At 67.3% G+C, this 16,005-nt stretch carries 18 protein-coding genes; 5 read left to right on the forward strand and 13 right to left on the reverse strand.

Annotated features, from left to right (window positions below; all coding sequences use genetic code 11):
- Position 1 precedes the first annotated feature (1 nt).
- A complete protein-coding gene (locus ACYVLV_RS02185; RefSeq protein ID WP_460807333.1) occupies positions 2 to 910 on the forward strand; it encodes an endonuclease/exonuclease/phosphatase family protein in 909 nt (302 codons plus the stop codon).
- A gap of 15 nt (positions 911 to 925) precedes the next feature.
- Here ACYVLV_RS02185 and ACYVLV_RS02190 read toward each other — a convergent pair whose 3' ends face one another.
- From ACYVLV_RS02190 to clpS, 6 genes are read right to left on the reverse strand one after another with little or no spacing between them, the layout of a single operon-like run.
- Positions 926 to 2,050: a DUF3152 domain-containing protein gene (locus tag ACYVLV_RS02190; protein ID WP_460807334.1), complete on the reverse strand. Its 1,125-nt coding sequence runs from the start codon at positions 2,048 to 2,050 to the stop codon at positions 926 to 928.
- Between the two features lie 30 nt (positions 2,051 to 2,080).
- Positions 2,081 to 3,031 (reverse strand): PLP-dependent cysteine synthase family protein, encoded by a 951-nt coding sequence (locus tag ACYVLV_RS02195; RefSeq protein ID WP_460807335.1) that lies wholly within the window; start codon positions 3,029 to 3,031, stop codon positions 2,081 to 2,083.
- On the reverse strand, positions 3,028 to 3,312 hold the full coding sequence (locus tag ACYVLV_RS02200) for a MoaD/ThiS family protein (protein ID WP_460807338.1): 285 nt from the start codon (positions 3,310 to 3,312) through the stop codon (positions 3,028 to 3,030). Before ACYVLV_RS02200 ends, ACYVLV_RS02195 begins: the two co-directional genes overlap by 4 nt.
- 14 nt (positions 3,313 to 3,326) lie before the next feature.
- Positions 3,327 to 3,782: a M67 family metallopeptidase gene (locus ACYVLV_RS02205; RefSeq protein WP_460807340.1), complete on the reverse strand. Its 456-nt coding sequence runs from the start codon at positions 3,780 to 3,782 to the stop codon at positions 3,327 to 3,329.
- A 28-nt stretch (positions 3,783 to 3,810) separates the two neighbouring features.
- Positions 3,811 to 4,395: a DUF2017 domain-containing protein gene (locus ACYVLV_RS02210; protein WP_460807342.1), complete on the reverse strand. Its 585-nt coding sequence runs from the start codon at positions 4,393 to 4,395 to the stop codon at positions 3,811 to 3,813.
- 7 nt (positions 4,396 to 4,402) lie between these two features.
- A complete protein-coding gene (clpS, locus tag ACYVLV_RS02215; protein ID WP_460807344.1) occupies positions 4,403 to 4,720 on the reverse strand; it encodes an ATP-dependent Clp protease adapter ClpS in 318 nt (105 codons plus the stop codon).
- 18 nt (positions 4,721 to 4,738) lie between these two features.
- Here clpS and ACYVLV_RS02220 point away from each other — a divergent pair, with 18 nt between their 5' ends.
- The gene (locus tag ACYVLV_RS02220) at positions 4,739 to 5,548 is read left to right on the forward strand and encodes an enoyl-CoA hydratase (protein ID WP_460807345.1); all 810 of its coding nucleotides are present in this window, start codon (positions 4,739 to 4,741) and stop codon (positions 5,546 to 5,548) included.
- Positions 5,549 to 5,627: 79 nt separating this feature from the next.
- On the opposite strand, the gene ACYVLV_RS02225 is transcribed toward ACYVLV_RS02220, so the two are convergent.
- Entirely contained in the window at positions 5,628 to 6,164 is a 537-nt protein-coding gene (locus ACYVLV_RS02225) for a DUF1697 domain-containing protein (protein ID WP_460807347.1), read from the reverse strand.
- 50 nt (positions 6,165 to 6,214) lie between these two features.
- Between ACYVLV_RS02225 and ACYVLV_RS02230 the strand changes: the two genes are divergently transcribed.
- The gene (locus ACYVLV_RS02230; protein ID WP_460807349.1) at positions 6,215 to 6,853 is read left to right on the forward strand and encodes a TetR/AcrR family transcriptional regulator; all 639 of its coding nucleotides are present in this window, start codon (positions 6,215 to 6,217) and stop codon (positions 6,851 to 6,853) included.
- On the opposite strand, the gene ACYVLV_RS02235 is transcribed toward ACYVLV_RS02230, so the two are convergent.
- Both ACYVLV_RS02235 and ACYVLV_RS02240 read right to left on the reverse strand, forming a co-directional pair.
- Positions 6,836 to 7,690, reverse strand: coding sequence for an SDR family oxidoreductase (locus ACYVLV_RS02235; RefSeq protein ID WP_460807351.1), 855 nt, complete (start codon positions 7,688 to 7,690; stop codon positions 6,836 to 6,838). The genes ACYVLV_RS02230 and ACYVLV_RS02235 overlap by 18 nt on opposite strands.
- Entirely contained in the window at positions 7,687 to 9,003 is a 1,317-nt protein-coding gene (locus ACYVLV_RS02240; protein WP_460807352.1) for a cytochrome P450, read from the reverse strand. Before ACYVLV_RS02240 ends, ACYVLV_RS02235 begins: the two co-directional genes overlap by 4 nt.
- An 89-nt stretch (positions 9,004 to 9,092) precedes the next feature.
- Here ACYVLV_RS02240 and ACYVLV_RS02245 point away from each other — a divergent pair, with 89 nt between their 5' ends.
- Entirely contained in the window at positions 9,093 to 9,728 is a 636-nt protein-coding gene (locus tag ACYVLV_RS02245; protein WP_460807353.1) for a TetR/AcrR family transcriptional regulator, read from the forward strand.
- A gap of 125 nt (positions 9,729 to 9,853) precedes the next feature.
- Here the strand turns inward: ACYVLV_RS02245 and ACYVLV_RS02250 are convergent, their stop codons facing one another.
- Positions 9,854 to 10,519 carry a hypothetical protein gene (locus ACYVLV_RS02250; RefSeq protein ID WP_460807354.1) on the reverse strand — a complete coding sequence of 222 codons (666 nt, stop codon included), beginning with the start codon at positions 10,517 to 10,519 and terminating at the stop codon, positions 9,854 to 9,856.
- Between the two features lie 125 nt (positions 10,520 to 10,644).
- Positions 10,645 to 11,841, reverse strand: a complete 1,197-nt coding sequence (hppD, locus tag ACYVLV_RS02255) for a 4-hydroxyphenylpyruvate dioxygenase (RefSeq protein WP_460807356.1) — start codon at positions 11,839 to 11,841, stop codon at positions 10,645 to 10,647.
- Between the two features lie 81 nt (positions 11,842 to 11,922).
- Here hppD and ACYVLV_RS02260 point away from each other — a divergent pair, with 81 nt between their 5' ends.
- A complete protein-coding gene (locus ACYVLV_RS02260; protein ID WP_460807358.1) occupies positions 11,923 to 12,408 on the forward strand; it encodes an Lrp/AsnC family transcriptional regulator in 486 nt (161 codons plus the stop codon).
- Here the strand turns inward: ACYVLV_RS02260 and ACYVLV_RS02265 are convergent.
- Positions 12,389 to 13,993 (reverse strand): putative glycoside hydrolase, encoded by a 1,605-nt coding sequence (locus ACYVLV_RS02265; RefSeq protein WP_460807360.1) that lies wholly within the window; start codon positions 13,991 to 13,993, stop codon positions 12,389 to 12,391. The genes ACYVLV_RS02260 and ACYVLV_RS02265 overlap by 20 nt on opposite strands.
- 170 nt (positions 13,994 to 14,163) lie before the next feature.
- Positions 14,164 to 15,828 (reverse strand): putative glycoside hydrolase, encoded by a 1,665-nt coding sequence (locus ACYVLV_RS02270; protein WP_460807361.1) that lies wholly within the window; start codon positions 15,826 to 15,828, stop codon positions 14,164 to 14,166.
- Between the last annotated feature and the right edge of the window lie 177 nt (positions 15,829 to 16,005).

Genomic DNA, 16,005 nt, shown 5'->3' on the forward strand with positions numbered 1-16,005 from the left:
GATGCTCCGACGACGACACTCCCTCCGTACGCCGTTCGCCGCAGTGGTTGCCTTCCTGATGATGGGCGCCTTCGCGCTCGTCTCGGTCACCACGACCCCCGGCGCCTCGGCCCAGACCTCCTCTGCCCCTCTCACCGCGCAACTCGCGGCGAAGAAGGGCAAGTTCGTGCGCGAACCCGGCTTCCGGATGAAGGTTGCCACCTTCAACGTCCTGGGTAGCCAGCACACCGCCGGCAGCCGTCGCGCCTCTGGCGTGAAGCGGGTCCGCGCCACGGCGCGCATCATCAAGCAGAACAAGATCGACGTGATCGCGATGCAGGAGGTCCAGATGGACCAACTGAACGTGCTGGGCAAACGCCTGAACAAGTACCGCATCTTCCCGTACAAGAAGTTCGGGAAGAGCCAGGGACTGCGGCTGCAGATCGCCTACAAGAACTCGAAGTACAAGCGCGTCAACCAGGGCAAGATCATCACCGCCTTCCACGGTCAGCGTCGTCCCATCCCGTGGGTGAAGCTGCGCGAGCGCGAGACCGGTCGCACCTTCTTCTACATGTCGATCCACAACTCGCCGAAGGGCGCCGAGGGCGAGCGCGACTCGGCTACGCGTCGCCAGATCAACCTGATCAACGCGCTGCGCAAGTCCGGAGATCCGGTCTTTCTGGGTGCCGACGCCAACGAGTTCACCGAGTTCAACTGCCGCGTCGGGCGTTCCACCCGCACCGTGTCCGCCGCAGGGGGCAGACTGCACCCGCGCTGCACGTCGCCGCGCCGCCCCATCTTCGACAAGGTGATGGGTAGCCGCTACGTCGAGTTCAAGCGGTACCGCCGCTCGGACAGCAAGCGCGTGCGCTTCGCCAGCGACCACTACTTCGTTTCCGCCGTGGCGAAGGTCCCGCCGACGAAGCCGTAGGTCAGTACTCGTAGGTCAGTACTCGTAGGGGCGGGGCCACGGGTTGAACCGGCACCCACCGGTGCCCTTGGACTGCTGCCCCATCACGGGGGCGAGTTGTCCGCTGCCCCGGCATCCGGCGTGTCCGTTGCCGAGCCAGTGGCCGACCTCGTGGTTGACCACGAGGTGACGGTAGTCGCGCAGCGAGCGCCCGGCTGCGTTCCACGGTGGGGACGCGAACTTCCAGCGGTCCTGGTTGATGATCACGAAGCGGCCCACCCGGCAGCTGTAGTAACTGCTGCACTGCGAAGAGAAGCTCGGCACCTGTCCGGCCTCGCTGAGCACCAGGGTGAATCCGCCGCCGGACTTCACCCGGCGGAACGTCGTACCGCCTCCGCGCCAGCCGCGGGCGTCGGCGAAGGTCTGGGCCGCCTGTCGGGCGAACTTCTTCACGCTCGTGGTGATCCGTCCGCGCGTGGCGATGCTGTAGGTGGCGACCCGGCGCTGCGGGACCCGGTGGGCGACGCGGTCGGTCCTGGCCGACGACCGACTCATGTGGCGGTAGCCGGGCGCCTTGACGGTGACCCTGACCCGGATCCGCTTGTTCACGTCGCGCGGGGCGAAGGTGTAGCGCTCCTTGGTGGCGCCCTTGATCGGTTTGCCGGAGCGCAGCCACTGGTACGACGTGCGGGTCGGCCGGGGTGACCACCGTCCCGGAGTGGCTCGCACGGTCCGGGTGAACCGCTGTTCGCCCGACACACTCGGGCGCGTCTTGTTCTTCAACTTGGCACGTTTGACGGGTGTGGTCTGCGCCGAGGTCGCCGCACCGGTGTCGCCCTCGGCGTCGGCGACCTCGACCCGGACCGACAACCGTTTGCCGAGGTCCTTCAGGACCGGTCGGTAGTCCTTCGAGTTGGCCCCGGTGATCGCACGGCCCGCACGCAACCACTGGTAGGTGGCGGCGACCGGCTCGGGATCCCACCGCCCCACGGACGCGGTGAGCCGCTGGTCGAACTGCGCCTTGCCGGAGATGGTCGGCGGTTCACGGTTCTCGACCGTGGGTGCGGCCCCAGCAGGTGCGGTGGACAGCGCCAGGGCGGTCAGGGAGGTCGCCAGGAGGGTGACCAGCAGGGACACGAGAACACGGACGAATCGGGCCATCGCAGCAGACTAGTCCCGCATCTGACCGGCTCAGGCCCAGAGTTGCCCTTCGAGCTTGTCCTCGGCCTCGTCGACCGTTCCTTCGTAAGCGCCGGTGGAGAGGTACTTCCAGCCTCCGTCGCACACGATGAATGCAATGTCCGCGGTCTCCCCCGCCTTGACGGCCTTGGCCGCCTGGCCCAGAGCCGCGTGCAGGATCGCCCCGGTGGAGATGCCGGCGAAGATCCCTTCCAGCTCGAGCAGTTCGCGGGTGCGGCGTACGGCGTCGCGCGGGCCGACCGAGAAGCGGGAGTCGATCAGGGAGGCGTCGTACAACTCGGGAACGAAGCCCTCATCGAGGTTCCGCAGCCCATAGACGAGTTCGCCGTACCGGGGCTCGGCCGCGACGATCTTGACGTCGGGCTTGGCCTCACGGAAGTAGCGCGAGGTCCCCATCAGGGTGCCGGTGGTGCCCAGTCCTGCCACGAAGTGCGTGATCGAGGGCAGATCGGCGAGCAACTCGGGGCCGGTCCCCTCCTGGTGGGCCAGGGCGTTCGCGGCGTTGCCGTACTGGTAGAGCATCACCCAGTCGGGGTGGTCCGCGGCGACCTGCTTGGCGACCCGGACCGCCTCGTTGGATCCGCCGGCGGCGGGTGAGGAGATGATCTCCGCACCCCACATGCGCAGCAGTTGGCGACGCTCGACCGAGGTGTTCTCCGGCATCACACACACGATGCGGTAGCCCTTGAGCTTCGCCGCCATGGCCAGGGAGATCCCGGTGTTGCCCGAGGTGGGCTCCAGGATCGTGCACCCCGGCCGCAGGACGCCGCTCTTCTCGGCCTCCTCGATCATCTTCAGGGCCGGTCGGTCCTTGATCGAACCGGTCGGATTCCGATCCTCGAGCTTGGCCCACAGGCGTACGTCGGGGCTCGGGGACAGCCGGGGCAGCCCGATCAGCGGCGTGTTGCCGACCGAGGCGAGGAGATCGGCGTAGCGCGTCATCCGCCCGCGACGGCGGGGAGAACCACGACCTGGTCGCCGTCGGACAGCGTGGCCTCGAGACTGCCGATGAACCGCACGTCCTCGTCGTTGATGTAGACGTTGACGAAGCGACGCAGCTCCATGGAACCGTTCTTGTCCTCGACCAGACGCTCCTTGATGCCGGGGTGCTTGGCCTCCAGGTCGTCGATCAGGGCGGTCAGCGTGGCGCCGTCGGCGTGGACGGCCTTCTCGCCGCCCGTGTAGGTGCGCAGGATGGTGGGGATCCGGACCTCGATGGCCATGTGGGTGATGCTCCTCAGCTGTCGGTGGTGACGGGTGCAGATGCGGGAAGTTCAGGGACGACGCGGACCTCTTCTTCGGTCACTTCGCCCTCGATGATCCTGTATGACCTGAACTCCACAGGCCCGTCGTTATTCCCGTGCTCGCGGGTACTCACGAGCACGTAGTGCGCGTTCGGCTCACTCGCCAGGCCGATGTCGGTGACGCTGGGGTAGCCCTCGGTGGCGGTGTGTGAGTGGTAGATCACCACGGGCTCTTCGTCGTTGTCGTCCATCTCGCGATAGAGGCGCAAGAGATCGGTCGAGTCGAACTCGTAGAACGTGGGACTGCTGGCCGCGTTGATCATCTCCACGAGCCGTTGGGCTCGGTCGCTGCCCTCGGGGCCAGCCACGATTCCGCACGCTTCGTCGGGATGGTCGCGTTTGGCGTGCGCGATGATCGCGTCGTGGGTCTGCTGGTCGATGGTCAACACACCTCCCAGCCTAGTGGGGCGGTTCAGGTCACTTACTCAGGGCACCGACGAGGGTCTCTTGGAGGTAGCCCACCCAGTCGTAGATGTCGTGCGCCTGAGCCCGGGGATCCTCGTCGGGCAGGGAGTGCCAATACTCCTCATCGCCCTCCTCCACCCCGAGTCGGGTGGCCAGAGCGAGCCGTAGGTCGGTGAACGACCGCATCCAGGTCTCGGCGGTCGGCTCGTCGAGTTCGACGTCGATCATCAGACCGTCCTCCTCGAGGATGGCGGGCAGCCCGCCCTCTTCGAGGGTGTCGATGATGGTGCTGGCGGCCTGCGCCTTGCCGTCCCTCAGGGACCCCTCGGTGAAGCGACGGAACTCTGCGGCGGCCTCGTCGTCCTCGGCGTACGCCGTGGGGAAGAGTCGGGCCAGCACCGGGTCCTCGGGAGCCTCGGTGGGTCCGCTGAAGTCCATCATCGCCTCGAACGGGTCCACGTCAGCGTTCGGAACGGCCGCCTCGTTGCGCAGCAACTCGACCAGTTGGGCGGCCAGGGAGCGCAGCAGATCGGCCTCGAAGCCGGTGAAGTTGGCGATGATCAACTTGCTGCGGCGGTGTCGTTTGAAAGCACTCATGAACGGTTCAGTCCGCCTTGGAGATCGTGGCCCACAGGCCGTATTCGTGCATCGCCTGGACGTCGCGCTCCATCTCCTCGCGACTGCCGGTGGAGACCACGGACTTGCCGTCCTGATGCACCTCCATCATCAACCGGTCGGACTTCTTCTTGTCGTAGCCGAAGTACTTCGAGAAGACGTAGGCGACGTACGACATCAGGTTGACGGGGTCGTTCCAGACGATGGTCACCCAGGGGGTCGCCTGTTGGGTGACTTCCTCGGGGGAGATATCGCTCTCGAGGTCGGGTTCGACCTCAGTGGGCATCGCGGCAGACACGTCCCACATGGTGGCACACTCCGGGCCATGAACCAGCCAGACCAGTCCCCCACCGTCGACGATCACCTGTCCCTGCGCGTGACCGACGGGGCCTTGTGGATCACTCTCAACCGACCCGAGGTCTTCAACGCCCTGACCGCGGAGATGTCGGACCGCGTGGCGCAGGTGACCGAGGAGGCCGTGGCCCGTGAGGACGTCCGGGTCGTGGTCATCACCGGCACCGGGACCGCCTTCTCCACCGGCGCCGACATCTCGGGTGAGAATGCCCACGAGAACTTCGACGTGACCGCCCTGGATCGGGCGAATCGGATCATCCGGGCCCTGGTCGGCCTGGACAAGCCCGTGGTCGCGGCGGTGAACGGCATCGCCGCCGGGGTCGGGTGCTCGACCGCTCTCGCCGCGGACATCATCATCGCCAAGGAGTCCGCCTCGTTCCTGCTCGCCTTCGGCCGGATCGGCCTGATGCCCGACGGCGGCGCGTCGGCGACGGTGGCTGCGGCCATCGGTCGGCCCCGGGCGATGCGGATGGGCCTGCTGGCCGAAGCGCTCAGCGCCCGCGAGGCCTACGACGCGGGACTGATCACCCATCTGGCCCCCGATGATGAGTACGACGACCTCGTGGCCACGATCGTGCGGCGCCTGGCCGCCAGCGCACCCCTGGGCCTTGCCGCGACCAAACGAGCGATCAACGCCGCTTGCCTGACCCAGCAGGACGGGCTCGATGCGGCCCTCGAACGCGAGCGGACCGGGCAGAGCCTCCTGCTGCGCACCGCCGACGTCGCCGAGGGCATGGCCGCTTTCTCCGAGCGACGCAAGCCGGTCTTCCGCGGCCGATGATCTCCCGCCGAGTCGGCGCTTATTGACGCTCGTTTCCCGCCGAGCCGGCGTTAGTTTTCGAAGAAGCGCCGACTCGGCGTCAGCACCACTTCTGGACGAGGGTGCGGACGACGCCGAGGGTCCGGTTGGTGGCCGGGCCGAGGTGCTTCTCGACCGCCACGCCCATCCCCGAGGTGTGGTAGTTCTCCCCGAGCAGCAGGTGCGCCCCGCGGCCGACCACTCGGACCTTTTCGAGGTCCGTGGAGCGAGCTTCGAGACCCGAGACCGCCTCGGCGGTCGGGGTGGACTTGAGGAACGACACGAACTGCTTGCCCTGATGGCCCTCCCCCAACTCGTCGGCGACCGTGACCACCTCGCGCAGATCCGCGGCGCTCAGCACGATCGTGGGCACGTCGAAGCCGGTGAAGTCGGCGTACGCCTGCTCCAACGTCTGCTCGATCCGGGCCGGGGACCGCATCGACGTCGAGATCCGCACATTGCCGGTGTTGAGGTACGTCGCCACCTCGGTGAACACGCCACCACCGGCCGCCGACGTCACCGCGAACAAGTCGTCCTTGCCGAAACGGCGCTTGGAAGCCAGATTGATCGCGCGCAGGAACGCCACGTGGGTAGCCATTCCTCATCCTCCCAGAAGCCCCACGCGACGGGCAGGACTACTCTCAGAGCGTGACCCAGGCAGATATCGACGGCCGATCCTCCCGCTGGGACCGCCATCGCGAGGAGCGGTACGCCGCCCTGGTGGCGGCCTCCGTGCGTGCCATCGACCAACACGGCCCCGACGTCGCGATCGCGACCATCGCCGCCGAGGCGGGGGTCAGCAAGCCGGTGCTCTACCGCTACTTCGCCGACAAGGACGAGTTGCACGCTGCCGTGGGGCGGTGGGGTGCCGCCGAGGTCGTCGACGGCATGGTGCCCGCCTTCCTGATCGACACCACGGTGCGCGAGCGAATCCGGGGTGCCGTGGGTGCCTACCTCGGCGTGATCGAGGAACACCCCCAGGTCTTCAACCTGCTGGTCCGCCAGCGCGGCGGGCACGACCCCCTGGCCGACGGTAAGGCCAGGATCGTCGAGGCGATCAACCAGATCCTCAGCGGCAGCCTCCACCGGCTGGAGGTCGACGCCGACGGCATCGAGGCGTGGTCCCAGGGGATGGTGGGCCTGGCGTTGACCACCGGTGAGTGGTGGTTGGAGACCGGCACCCTGTCCCGCACCGAGGTCCGCGATCAGCTGGCCGACTTCATCTGGCACGCCTTCGGGGGTCTGGTGCGCGAGCGGGGCGCCGACCTCTCAGTTCTCGACGCGTGAGCGGGCCCGGGCCTCGTAGGCTTCGCGGGCGGCTGAATCCGCTCCGACCAGTGCTGAGTCGGCCTTGAGCAGCTTCGCCATCGCAACCTGCAGGCCTCGCGGCATCAGCTGACTGCTGCGCGCCAGCCCCTGGGACCAGCGCGGCACCCACAGCTCCGGCGTCGGCTGGCGCACGGCGGCCTCGATGACCTCGGCGACCTGCTCCGCGGTCACCGGCTTCACTCCGCGGGTGGCCTCCACCCCTACGGACAGTTCGGTCTTGACCACGGTGGGCAGCACCATGCTGACGTCGACCCCGTGCGGCTCGAGTTCGGCGCGGACCGCTTCGCTGAAACCCACCACCGCGAACTTCGAGGCGGAGTACGTCGCCCCGCCAGCCAGGGCCAGGCGTCCCACCGCCGAGGCGACGTTGACGATGTGGCCACGTCCGCGATCGACCATTCCGGGGGCGACCGCCTTGGTGCCGTGGATGACTCCGAAGAGGTTCACGTCCAGGATGCTCTGTGTGACCGAGTCCGGCTCGTCCAGGATCGACCCCAACGGCATGATGCCGGCGTTGTTGACCAGCACATCCACCGGGCCCAACGACGCGGCAGCGGCCAGGAAGGAGCGCCACGACTCCGGCTGGGTGACGTCCAGTGCGGCCGCGATCACCCGGTCGTCGTACTTCGCCGCCACCTGTCGGGCCAGATCGAGGTCGCGGTCCCCGATGGCGATCCGGGCCCCTTGACGGGCCAGCCGGTCCACGGTGGCCTCCCCGATGCCGCGAGCGCCTCCGGTGATGACGAAGGTCAGGGTCGAGGGGTCGTGCTGCGAGGAACGGTTCTTGCGACTCATGAGGGGATCCTTGTGCGTAGGGGGCGGAGGTCGAGCGGAAGCCCGTCGGTGGGGAACGGGAGTGAGCGGTAGTCCAGCGGGGCCTCGTAGTCGGCGTCCACCGACCATTCGAAGCGTCTCAGGATCTGGTGCAGGATCGTGGTGACCTCGGCTCCTGCGAAGGCCATCCCCAAACACTTGTGGACGCCGCCGCCGAAGGGCTCCCACGCCATTCGGTGGGACTTGTCCTCGCGTCGGTCGGCACCGAAACGGTCCGGGTCGAAGCGGGCGGGGTCGGTCCACAACTCCTCGAGGTGGTGCGAGAGGTGGACCATCACCGCCGTGAGCCGGCCCGCCGGGATCGGTACGCCGAGCACCTCGGTGTCCTTCACCGTCCTCCGGGCGAGCAGGGGAACCGGCGGGACGAGCCTCAGCGACTCCTTGATCACCAGATCCAGCGAGGTCAGGGACTCCAACTCGGTCAGGTCCGGATGGTCCCCCAGCGCCATCGACTCCGCTCGACAACGCTCCTGCCAGTGCGGGTGCTGGCCGAGGTACTGCATCACGATGGCCACGGTGATCGTGGAGGTGTCGTGGGCGGCCATCAGCAGGAAGATCATGTGGTTCACGATGTCGTCGTCGCTGAAGCTCTCGCCCTCCTCGGACCGCAGGTGCGTCAGGATCGAGAAGAGGTCGGTGCGCTCCCCCGGTGTCTGGGCCCGCTTGGCCGGTAGTTGGCGGCGCAGAAAATTCTCGAGCACCACTCGTCCTCGCAGCGCTCGACGCCAGCGGGTGAACGGCAGATCGGCCCGCACGACTCCGGTGGCGGCCTGCACGCAGGCGATGAAGGCGTCGTTGAGGCGATCGAGCTCGTCGGGATCCGCGAACTCAGCACCACCCATGAAGATCTGGGTCGCCAGGTCGAGGGTCAGCTCCTTGGTGGCGGGGTAGACGCGGAAGTCGGTGCCGGGGCTCCAATCATCCAGACCAGCGCTGACCGCGGGAGCCATGGCGGCGACGTACCCCTCGATGCGCGGCCGGGTGAACGCCTCCTGCATCAGCCGGCGGTGTTGGTGATGCTCGGCGAAGTCCAGCAGCATCAGGCCGCGGTCGAAGAACGGGCCGACGATGAACCCCCACCCGGGCCCGTTGGCGAAGGCCTTGTCCTTGTTCTTCAGCGCCGCCTCGCACGCGTCCGGGCCGGTCAGCATGGTCCATGTGCGGCCCAGCATCTTCCGCTCGCTCACCGGCCCGTCGCTCTGGTGGAGATCGCGCATGAAGGTTAAGGGGTCGCGCGAGTAGTCGAGAAGGCAACCCACCAGAGGTATGTACATGTGCTGCTCCCTCGATTCGACCGTCCGCCTATCTGACAGACAGTCCTGTCAGTTTGTGGGGTGGGGTGCGTTCTGTCAAGAATGGTGGCGTGACGACCTCCCCCAAACCCCGCCAGTACGCCGGCCAGAGCCCCACCGAACGCGTCAGCGAACGGCGCGAGCGCCTGGTGCGCGCCACCCTGACGCTGGTGGCCGCTCACGGGGAGTCCGCAGCCACGATGACCAAGATCTGCGCCGAGGCGGGCCTGACCGAGCGGTACTACTACGAGAGCTTCGCCAAGCGCGACGAGGTGCTGGTGGCCGCGCTGAACCTGGCCGCCACCGAGATCGCCGACGCCGCGCTGTTCGCCATCTCTCGGACCGACGGCGACGCAAACAACGGGGGACAGCGGGTGCGGGCCGGAATCGCTGCGGTGATCGACCTCGCCGTCGCCGACCCGACCCCGGTGCGCATGGTGCTGCTGGAGTCCGCGGGCAACGCTGCGTTGCGGGTCCGACGCCACGAACTCATGAGCTGGTTCGCCGATCTGGTGGCCAACGAGGCCGACAAGATCCTCCCAGGCGCCACCTGGCCGGCGCCCCGAGCCCGGTTGCAGGGGATGGTCTTCGTGGCGGGGTACGCCGAACTCATCGGCTTCTGGCTTCTCGGCGAGCACGATCTGACCCCGCGGGCGCTGACCGACCTAGGGGTCGAACTCTTCGAGGGGCTGCTCAAACGCCCCTAGAAAGGCGTCAACCCCACCAGTTCACCCGGAGGGAACTGGTGGGGTTATCGCCGAGCAAGGTGTGCGTGATCAGGTTAGACCCGATCGCGCCCCGAGATCAGGGCAATTCGTTCAGGCGAATCCGATCAGGGGAGGGCGACGGTGATCTTGGCGACGCCGATCAGGAGCTTGTCGGGGATGTCCTCGGTACCGAACGTGTCGCGCAGCAGGCCGGCGGCCGTGGCGGAGAGCTTGACCTCGGTGCCCTCGAGAATGGCCTTGCCGCTCTCGGAGGAGGTGTCCAGCGGGTTCAGCGTGTTGCCGTTGAGGTCGAAGATCGGGACGCTCACCGCGGCGGGCTTGGCGTTGACGTTGACGTCACCGTAGACGATCGAGGCGCCGGGGTCGACGTTGAAGTTGCCGATGTCGACCTTGGTGCCGCCCGCAGACAGCGAGAAGCCCGAGCCCTCGTGCTGGACCTGGCCGATGACGTACGGCGAGACCTCACCGGGGGTGAAGATCGTGACGTTGCCGCCGGTGATCGGGAAGATCAGGGCGCCGTCCTTGAGCTCACCGGTGCCGACGACACCAGGGGTGACGCCGAGGCTGCCGAGGGCGTCGACGAAGCCCTGGTCGAGGGTGACCGCGGTGGTGTCGCCGGTCAGGGCGGTCAGCTCGGCAACCGGGGTCGGGGCGCTGCTGCTGCTGCTGCCGCCGTCGTCGTCGGAGCCGCAGGCGGCGAGGGGGAAGGCGAGCATCATCATCGCGGCGACGCCGGCGATCGACTTGCGGCGGGCGGAGAACTTCTTCATTGGGGTTTCCTTACGTTGCTGTGGTCGAGACTTGCGGGGAGTTCGACACAGCCTTGCGCATGGATTGGTCGAGCCCGAAAATCGCCCGAGTGTCCCCCGTCACAGCCCGAGCTCAGAGCTCAGCCTCAGAGGTTGCCGCGACGGTCCTGTTCGCGCTCGATGGCCTCGAACAGCGCCTTGAAGTTCCCCTTGCCGAAGCCCAGCGACCCGTGCCGCTCGATGAACTCGTAGAACACGGTGGGCCGGTCCCCCATGGGCTTGGTGAAGATCTGCAGCAGGTAGCCGTCCTCGTCACGGTCGACGAGGATCCCGCGTTGCTTCAGCTCCTCGATCGGGACTCGGACCTCGCCGATCCGGGCCCGCAGCTCGGGGTCGTCGTAGTAGGAGTCCGGGGTGTCGAGGAATTCGATGCCGTTGGCCCGCAGGGCATCGACCGACGCCAGGATGTCTCCGGTGGCCAGGGCAATGTGCTGACAGCCGGCACCGCCGTAGAACTCGAGGTACTCGTCGATCTGGGACTTCTTCTTGGCCACGGCCGGCTCGTTGAGGGGGAACTTCACCCGATGGTTGCCGCTGGCCACGACCTTGCTCATCAACGCGGAGTAGTCCGTGGCGATGTCGTCCCCGATGAACTCGGCCATGTTGGCGAAGCCCATCACCCGGTTGTAGAAGGACACCCATTCGTCCATCCGACCGATCTCGACGTTGCCGACACAGTGGTCGACCGCCTGGAAGAGGCGGCGCGGCGCCCCGTCACGCCGCGTCACCGTCGAGGTGCGAGCCACGTAGCCGGGCAAGTAGGGGCCGTCATAGCCGCTGCGGTCGATCAGGGTGTGCCGGGTCTCGCCGTACGTCGCGATCGCGGCGATCCGCACGGTCCCGTGCTCGTCGCTCTCGTCGTGGGGCTCGACCAGGATGGTGGCGCCCGCCGAGCGGGCGTGGGTGACACAGGCATCGACGTCAGGAACCTCCAGCGCCAGATCGACCACGCCGTCACCGTGCCGGGCATGGTGTTCGGCGAGCGGCCCGCTCGCGACGACTGCTCCGGTGAACACGAAGCGGGCGCTGCCGCTGCGCAGGACGTAGGACTTGGAGTCCCGGTGCCCGCTCTCCGGACCTCGGTAGGCCTCGAGCTCCATCCCCAGGGCCAGTTGGTAGAACGCCGCGGTCTGGGTGGCGTTGCCGACCACGAACCCGATCGCATCCATGGCGGTGACGGGGAACGGGTCGGTGCTGGCGTCGTACTCCACCAGCCCCACGAGTTCTCGCAGTTGCTCCAGGGTGAGGTCGGCTCTGAGTTCGTCCGGGGTCAGCATCGTCATGCCCGCAGCGTGTCGTGATCGGACAGCATGTGCAACAGTGGGACGATTCACTGAACAAGTTGCATAGTAAGAAGGGTATTCATGGACGACCTTGACCGCATTCTGATCGATCTCTTCACCGACGAACCACGAATCGGGGTCCTGGAAGCGTCCCGACGACTCGGGGTTGCGCGGGGCACGGTGCAGTCACGGTTGGAGAAGATGGAGGCCGCGGGGGTGATCACCGGATGGGGGCCACGTCTTTCTCCGGAGGCGTTGGGCTACCCCGTCACCGCCTTCCTCACCCTGGAGATCACCCAGGGCCAGGGACACGACGTCGTCGCGGCGCACCTCGCGGAGATCCCCGAGGTTCTGGAGGCCTACACCATCACCGGCAGCGGCGACCTGTGGTGCCGGGTGGTCTCCCGCTCCAACGCCGAGCTCCAACAGGTCATCGATCGGGTAGTGGGCTTCGCCGGTGTCATGCGGGCCTCCACCGTGATGGCGTTGGCCACCCAGGTCGACTACCGGGTGCGACCACTCGCTCGCGCCGCCCGCGAGCACACGACTAGCGGCGAACGACCTTGACCTTCATCGATCCGATGTCACGTTTGCCACCGGCCCGGTAGTGGAAACGGACCTTCGAGCGAGCCGAGCGCGCCGAACGGGCCCGCACCAGGACCCGCATCTTGACCGACTGACCTGGGCGCAGTTTGCGTACGCCCTTGGCGCTGGACTTGATGGCCGTGCCCGACAGCTTCACGACCCCCTTCGGGGCCGCCTGTCCCCCGACGTTGGTGACGCGGACCGGGATGTGACGGGTCTTGCCTGCCCGGAGAGTGAGCTGACGCTTGACCTTGGCGACCTTGAGCTTCAAAGGCACGTTGCCGGCCTCCCGCAGGGCCTCGCCACTGCGGGCGGGCAGAGTGAAGCTGCCGCTGACGACACTTCCGTCGAGCCGGCGCATCACGCCCTTGATCTGGACCCGTACGGCTCGCTGGGTCGGGTTGACCGCCGCCATGCCGTTGGCGTAGCTCCGCACGTAGGCGCCAGCGGACTGGCGATACATCGCGCCGTACGCCGTCCCGAGGTTGGGCAACCGGTAGCGATGGTTCATGCCGGAGGCCCCGGCGCGGTCGCGGGAGCTGGTGAAGGCGAAGAAGCTGTTGCCGTTGGCACCCATCAGGAAGGTCGCCATCGCATAACCGTGCCACTGCTTGATCCGAGCCTGCGAGGCCCCCGACCACAACTTGGTGGTGAACAGCCCGGTCTTGCCCTGGGACTCCATGTCGGTGATGACCCGGACCTCGTCGCGCCAGGTGCCCAACGAGGGGAACTTGTCGCTCGCGTTGAACGACCCCCGCAAGAAGTCCTCCATCTGGGCTCCGGGCGCACTGGACACGATGGGCCGCGAGGTGACATCGGCCTTCCAGTAGCGGTAGCTGTTCTCGACCATGTTGCCGATCTGCACCAGGTCACCGGACCGCTCACGCAGGTCACGGGCCAGGGCGATGACCTCACCGCGGTACTCCCCCTCGGTGAACTTCCGGCCCGTGTTGGGGTTGACCGGAACGGAGGAAACGAAGTTCTTGGCGAAGATCCCCAAAGTGAGGACGTCGACCAGGCAGCCGTCGAACTTCCCGGAGTTGACCCGGTCCCGGCACAGTTGGTTGGCGCGGACACGCCACTGCACGTTGGCCGGATTCATCATGTAGGTCCCGAATCCCGGGGCGATGACCCGGCCACCCGAGGTGTCGTGGGAGAACGCCGTTTCCGGCAGGCCCTTGATCTGGGAGGACGAGGCCAGGACGGCGTTGGAGTAGGCCAGGATGTTCAGGTTGCCGTTGGCTGCCCGCATGGCGGCCGTGTGCTTTCGGATTCCGCTGGGGATGGCGACGATGAGGTCGTACTTCTTCGCCAGGGTCACCGCTTCGGCTCGCGAGTAGGAGTGGTTGGCACTCATGAACAGCGGCGCCCAGTCCCGCGGCACGGCGCCGCCGGGCCGCTTGACGCTGGGCGAGGTCACCGTGACGCTGTCGGACAGAACGGGCGACTCGACGGTTGGCGCCGTCAGGGACAGCGAACCCAGGACGAGGGTCGCTGCGACCGCGCCGCTGAGTAGGCGGAACTTACCGGCAGGTCGCGCAGCGCGCAGGGCAGTCAGTCGGGGCATCGAAGCTCACGTCGTCTCTCGAGAAAGGCGGGGTGCCGTCGAAGGTGGGGGGACGACCCTGGTAACAGCACAGTAACGAAATCAGGGACCCATCACGAATCGGGCTCGACCGGTCTGGTCGAGCCCGATTCGGACGTTCATAGTCGATTCACAGTCGTGTCACAGGCGGGTCATCGACGCGCGCGCACCCGGACCTTGGTGATCGCACGCTTGCCGCCGGCCCGGTAGACCATCTTCGCGGGACGCACTCCCATGCGGCGAACCAGCTTCACCTTGACCCGGACCTTGGTCCGCGCTCCGGGCTTGAGGGAGCGGATCCGCACGGGCCTGCTCTTCAGGCCGCGGCCCTTGACCTTGATCTTGCCGCGCGGTGAGGTCTGGCCACCGACGTTGGACACCACGACCTTCATCTTCCTCCAGCGGTTCGGCTTCAGCTGGCGTGTCCTGTTGCCGAGGTGCTTGATTCGCAACTTGAAGGGAGCGGCGGTCGGGGCCGGGGTCGCGGTCGGGGTCGGCGTCGTGCTGGCGGGGGTGGTCACCGAGCCCGAGCTGTTGACCAGGACCTCACCGGTGTGGGGAGGCAGGAGAACGCTGCCGCTGACCTTCGAGCCGTCGAGCTTGGTCTTGACTCCAGAGATCGGGACGCGGACCGAGGAGTTACCGGGGTTCACGAGGGATTGGCCGTTCGCGAAGGTGCGGCTCCAGGCGCCGTTGGTCTGGCTCATCGCACCGCGGGGCATCCCGAGGTTGTCGGGCATCGTGTAGCTGACGTTGGTCTGCGAGGCGCCGGCCTTGTCGCGGGACCGGGTGTAGGCGAAGAAGCTCTCACCGTTGGCGCCCATGAGGAACGAGGCCATCGAGTAGCCGTGCCATTGGTTCGACAGGGCGTTGCTGACGCCGGACCAGGCCTTGGTGGTGAACAGGCCCGTGACACCGGCGTTCTCGAAGTCGGTGATGATGTCGACGTTGCTTTTCCACTCGGCTGCGGAGGGCCAGTCCTTGCTTCCGTCCTGCGCTCCGCGGAGGAAGTCCTCCATCTGGGCACCCGGGGTGCTCATCGCCAGGGGGCGTGAGCTGACGCTGTTCTCCCAGTAGCGGTAGGCGTTCTCGACGATGTTGCCGATCTGGATCAGACCCGGGCTGCGGCGACGCAGGTCAGCCGAGAGGGCGGTCAGCGCGGAGCGGTACTCCGTCTGGGTGTATTCGACTCCGGTCTTCGGGTTGACCGGGTTGCCGGTGAAGTAGCCCTTGGCGAAGATTCCCAGGGTGAGCATGTCCACCAGGCAGCCGTCGAAGTTGCCGACCGCGTTGCGGGTGACGCACATGTTGTCGGCGGCCTCGCGCCAGGCGGGGTGGTCGGGCTCCATCTGGAAGGTGTTCCACCCGATGGCCTTGATGCGGTTGCCGTTGGAGTCGTGAGCGAAGGCCTCTTCCGGCAGCGCGCCGGCGATGTTCTGCGGGGCCAAGGTGGCGTTGGAGTAGGCCAGCAGACTCAACTTGTTGTTCTCGCGGCGCATGGCGGCGCTGTGGTCCTTCAGGCCGTACGGCACGGCCGCGACGAGGTCGAACCGGTTGGCCAGACGACGCGCCTCGGCGGCGGTGTACTCGTGGTCGTTGGCCATGTACAACGGCGCCCAGGCCAGGGCGACGTTGCCGGAAGGCCGGCCCGGAACGGGCTCGGCCGCAGCGGCCGAGGCGGGGGCGGTGGCTCCGATTCCGGCGGTCATGGACAACGCCATCGTGGCGCTGACCAGGGCACCGACCGCACGGCGATGGCCGTTGGCGGACTCGGGGCGGGAGAATCGTGAGGAGAGAAGGGCTCGGGGGGATAGCAAAGTAGGTCGCACAGGTAGCTCCGGGGGGAAAGCGTGGGGGGCGGGGGGATAGCGGTGGTGCAGCGATCTGGGTGGATCGCACGGTGAAACGGTGGTGCAGCGATCTGGGTGGATCGCACGGTGAAACGGTGGTGCAACGATCCGGGGGGATCGCACGGCCGGGGGGACCGCTGTTGT

It is taken from the genome of Nocardioides salsibiostraticola, assembly GCF_054783655.1.

Bases quoted from the DNA above. Each gene is read 5' to 3' on its own strand.
- ACYVLV_RS02185 (WP_460807333.1), top strand. From the start codon at position 2: ATGCTCCGACGACGACACTCCCTCCGTACGCCGTTCGCCGCAGTGGTT.
- ACYVLV_RS02190 (WP_460807334.1), bottom strand. From the start codon at position 2,050: ATGGCCCGATTCGTCCGTGTTCTCGTGTCCCTGCTGGTCACCCTCCTG.
- ACYVLV_RS02195 (WP_460807335.1), bottom strand. From the start codon at position 3,031: ATGACGCGCTACGCCGATCTCCTCGCCTCGGTCGGCAACACGCCGCTG.
- ACYVLV_RS02200 (WP_460807338.1), bottom strand. From the start codon at position 3,312: ATGGCCATCGAGGTCCGGATCCCCACCATCCTGCGCACCTACACGGGC.
- ACYVLV_RS02210 (WP_460807342.1), bottom strand. From the start codon at position 4,395: ATGAGTGCTTTCAAACGACACCGCCGCAGCAAGTTGATCATCGCCAAC.
- clpS (WP_460807344.1), bottom strand. From the start codon at position 4,720: ATGTGGGACGTGTCTGCCGCGATGCCCACTGAGGTCGAACCCGACCTC.
- ACYVLV_RS02220 (WP_460807345.1), top strand. From the start codon at position 4,739: ATGAACCAGCCAGACCAGTCCCCCACCGTCGACGATCACCTGTCCCTG.
- ACYVLV_RS02225 (WP_460807347.1), bottom strand. From the start codon at position 6,164: ATGGCTACCCACGTGGCGTTCCTGCGCGCGATCAATCTGGCTTCCAAG.
- ACYVLV_RS02235 (WP_460807351.1), bottom strand. From the start codon at position 7,690: ATGAGTCGCAAGAACCGTTCCTCGCAGCACGACCCCTCGACCCTGACC.
- ACYVLV_RS02240 (WP_460807352.1), bottom strand. From the start codon at position 9,003: ATGTACATACCTCTGGTGGGTTGCCTTCTCGACTACTCGCGCGACCCC.
- ACYVLV_RS02250 (WP_460807354.1), bottom strand. From the start codon at position 10,519: ATGAAGAAGTTCTCCGCCCGCCGCAAGTCGATCGCCGGCGTCGCCGCG.
- hppD (WP_460807356.1), bottom strand. From the start codon at position 11,841: ATGACGATGCTGACCCCGGACGAACTCAGAGCCGACCTCACCCTGGAG.
- ACYVLV_RS02260 (WP_460807358.1), top strand. From the start codon at position 11,923: ATGGACGACCTTGACCGCATTCTGATCGATCTCTTCACCGACGAACCA.
- ACYVLV_RS02265 (WP_460807360.1), bottom strand. From the start codon at position 13,993: ATGCCCCGACTGACTGCCCTGCGCGCTGCGCGACCTGCCGGTAAGTTC.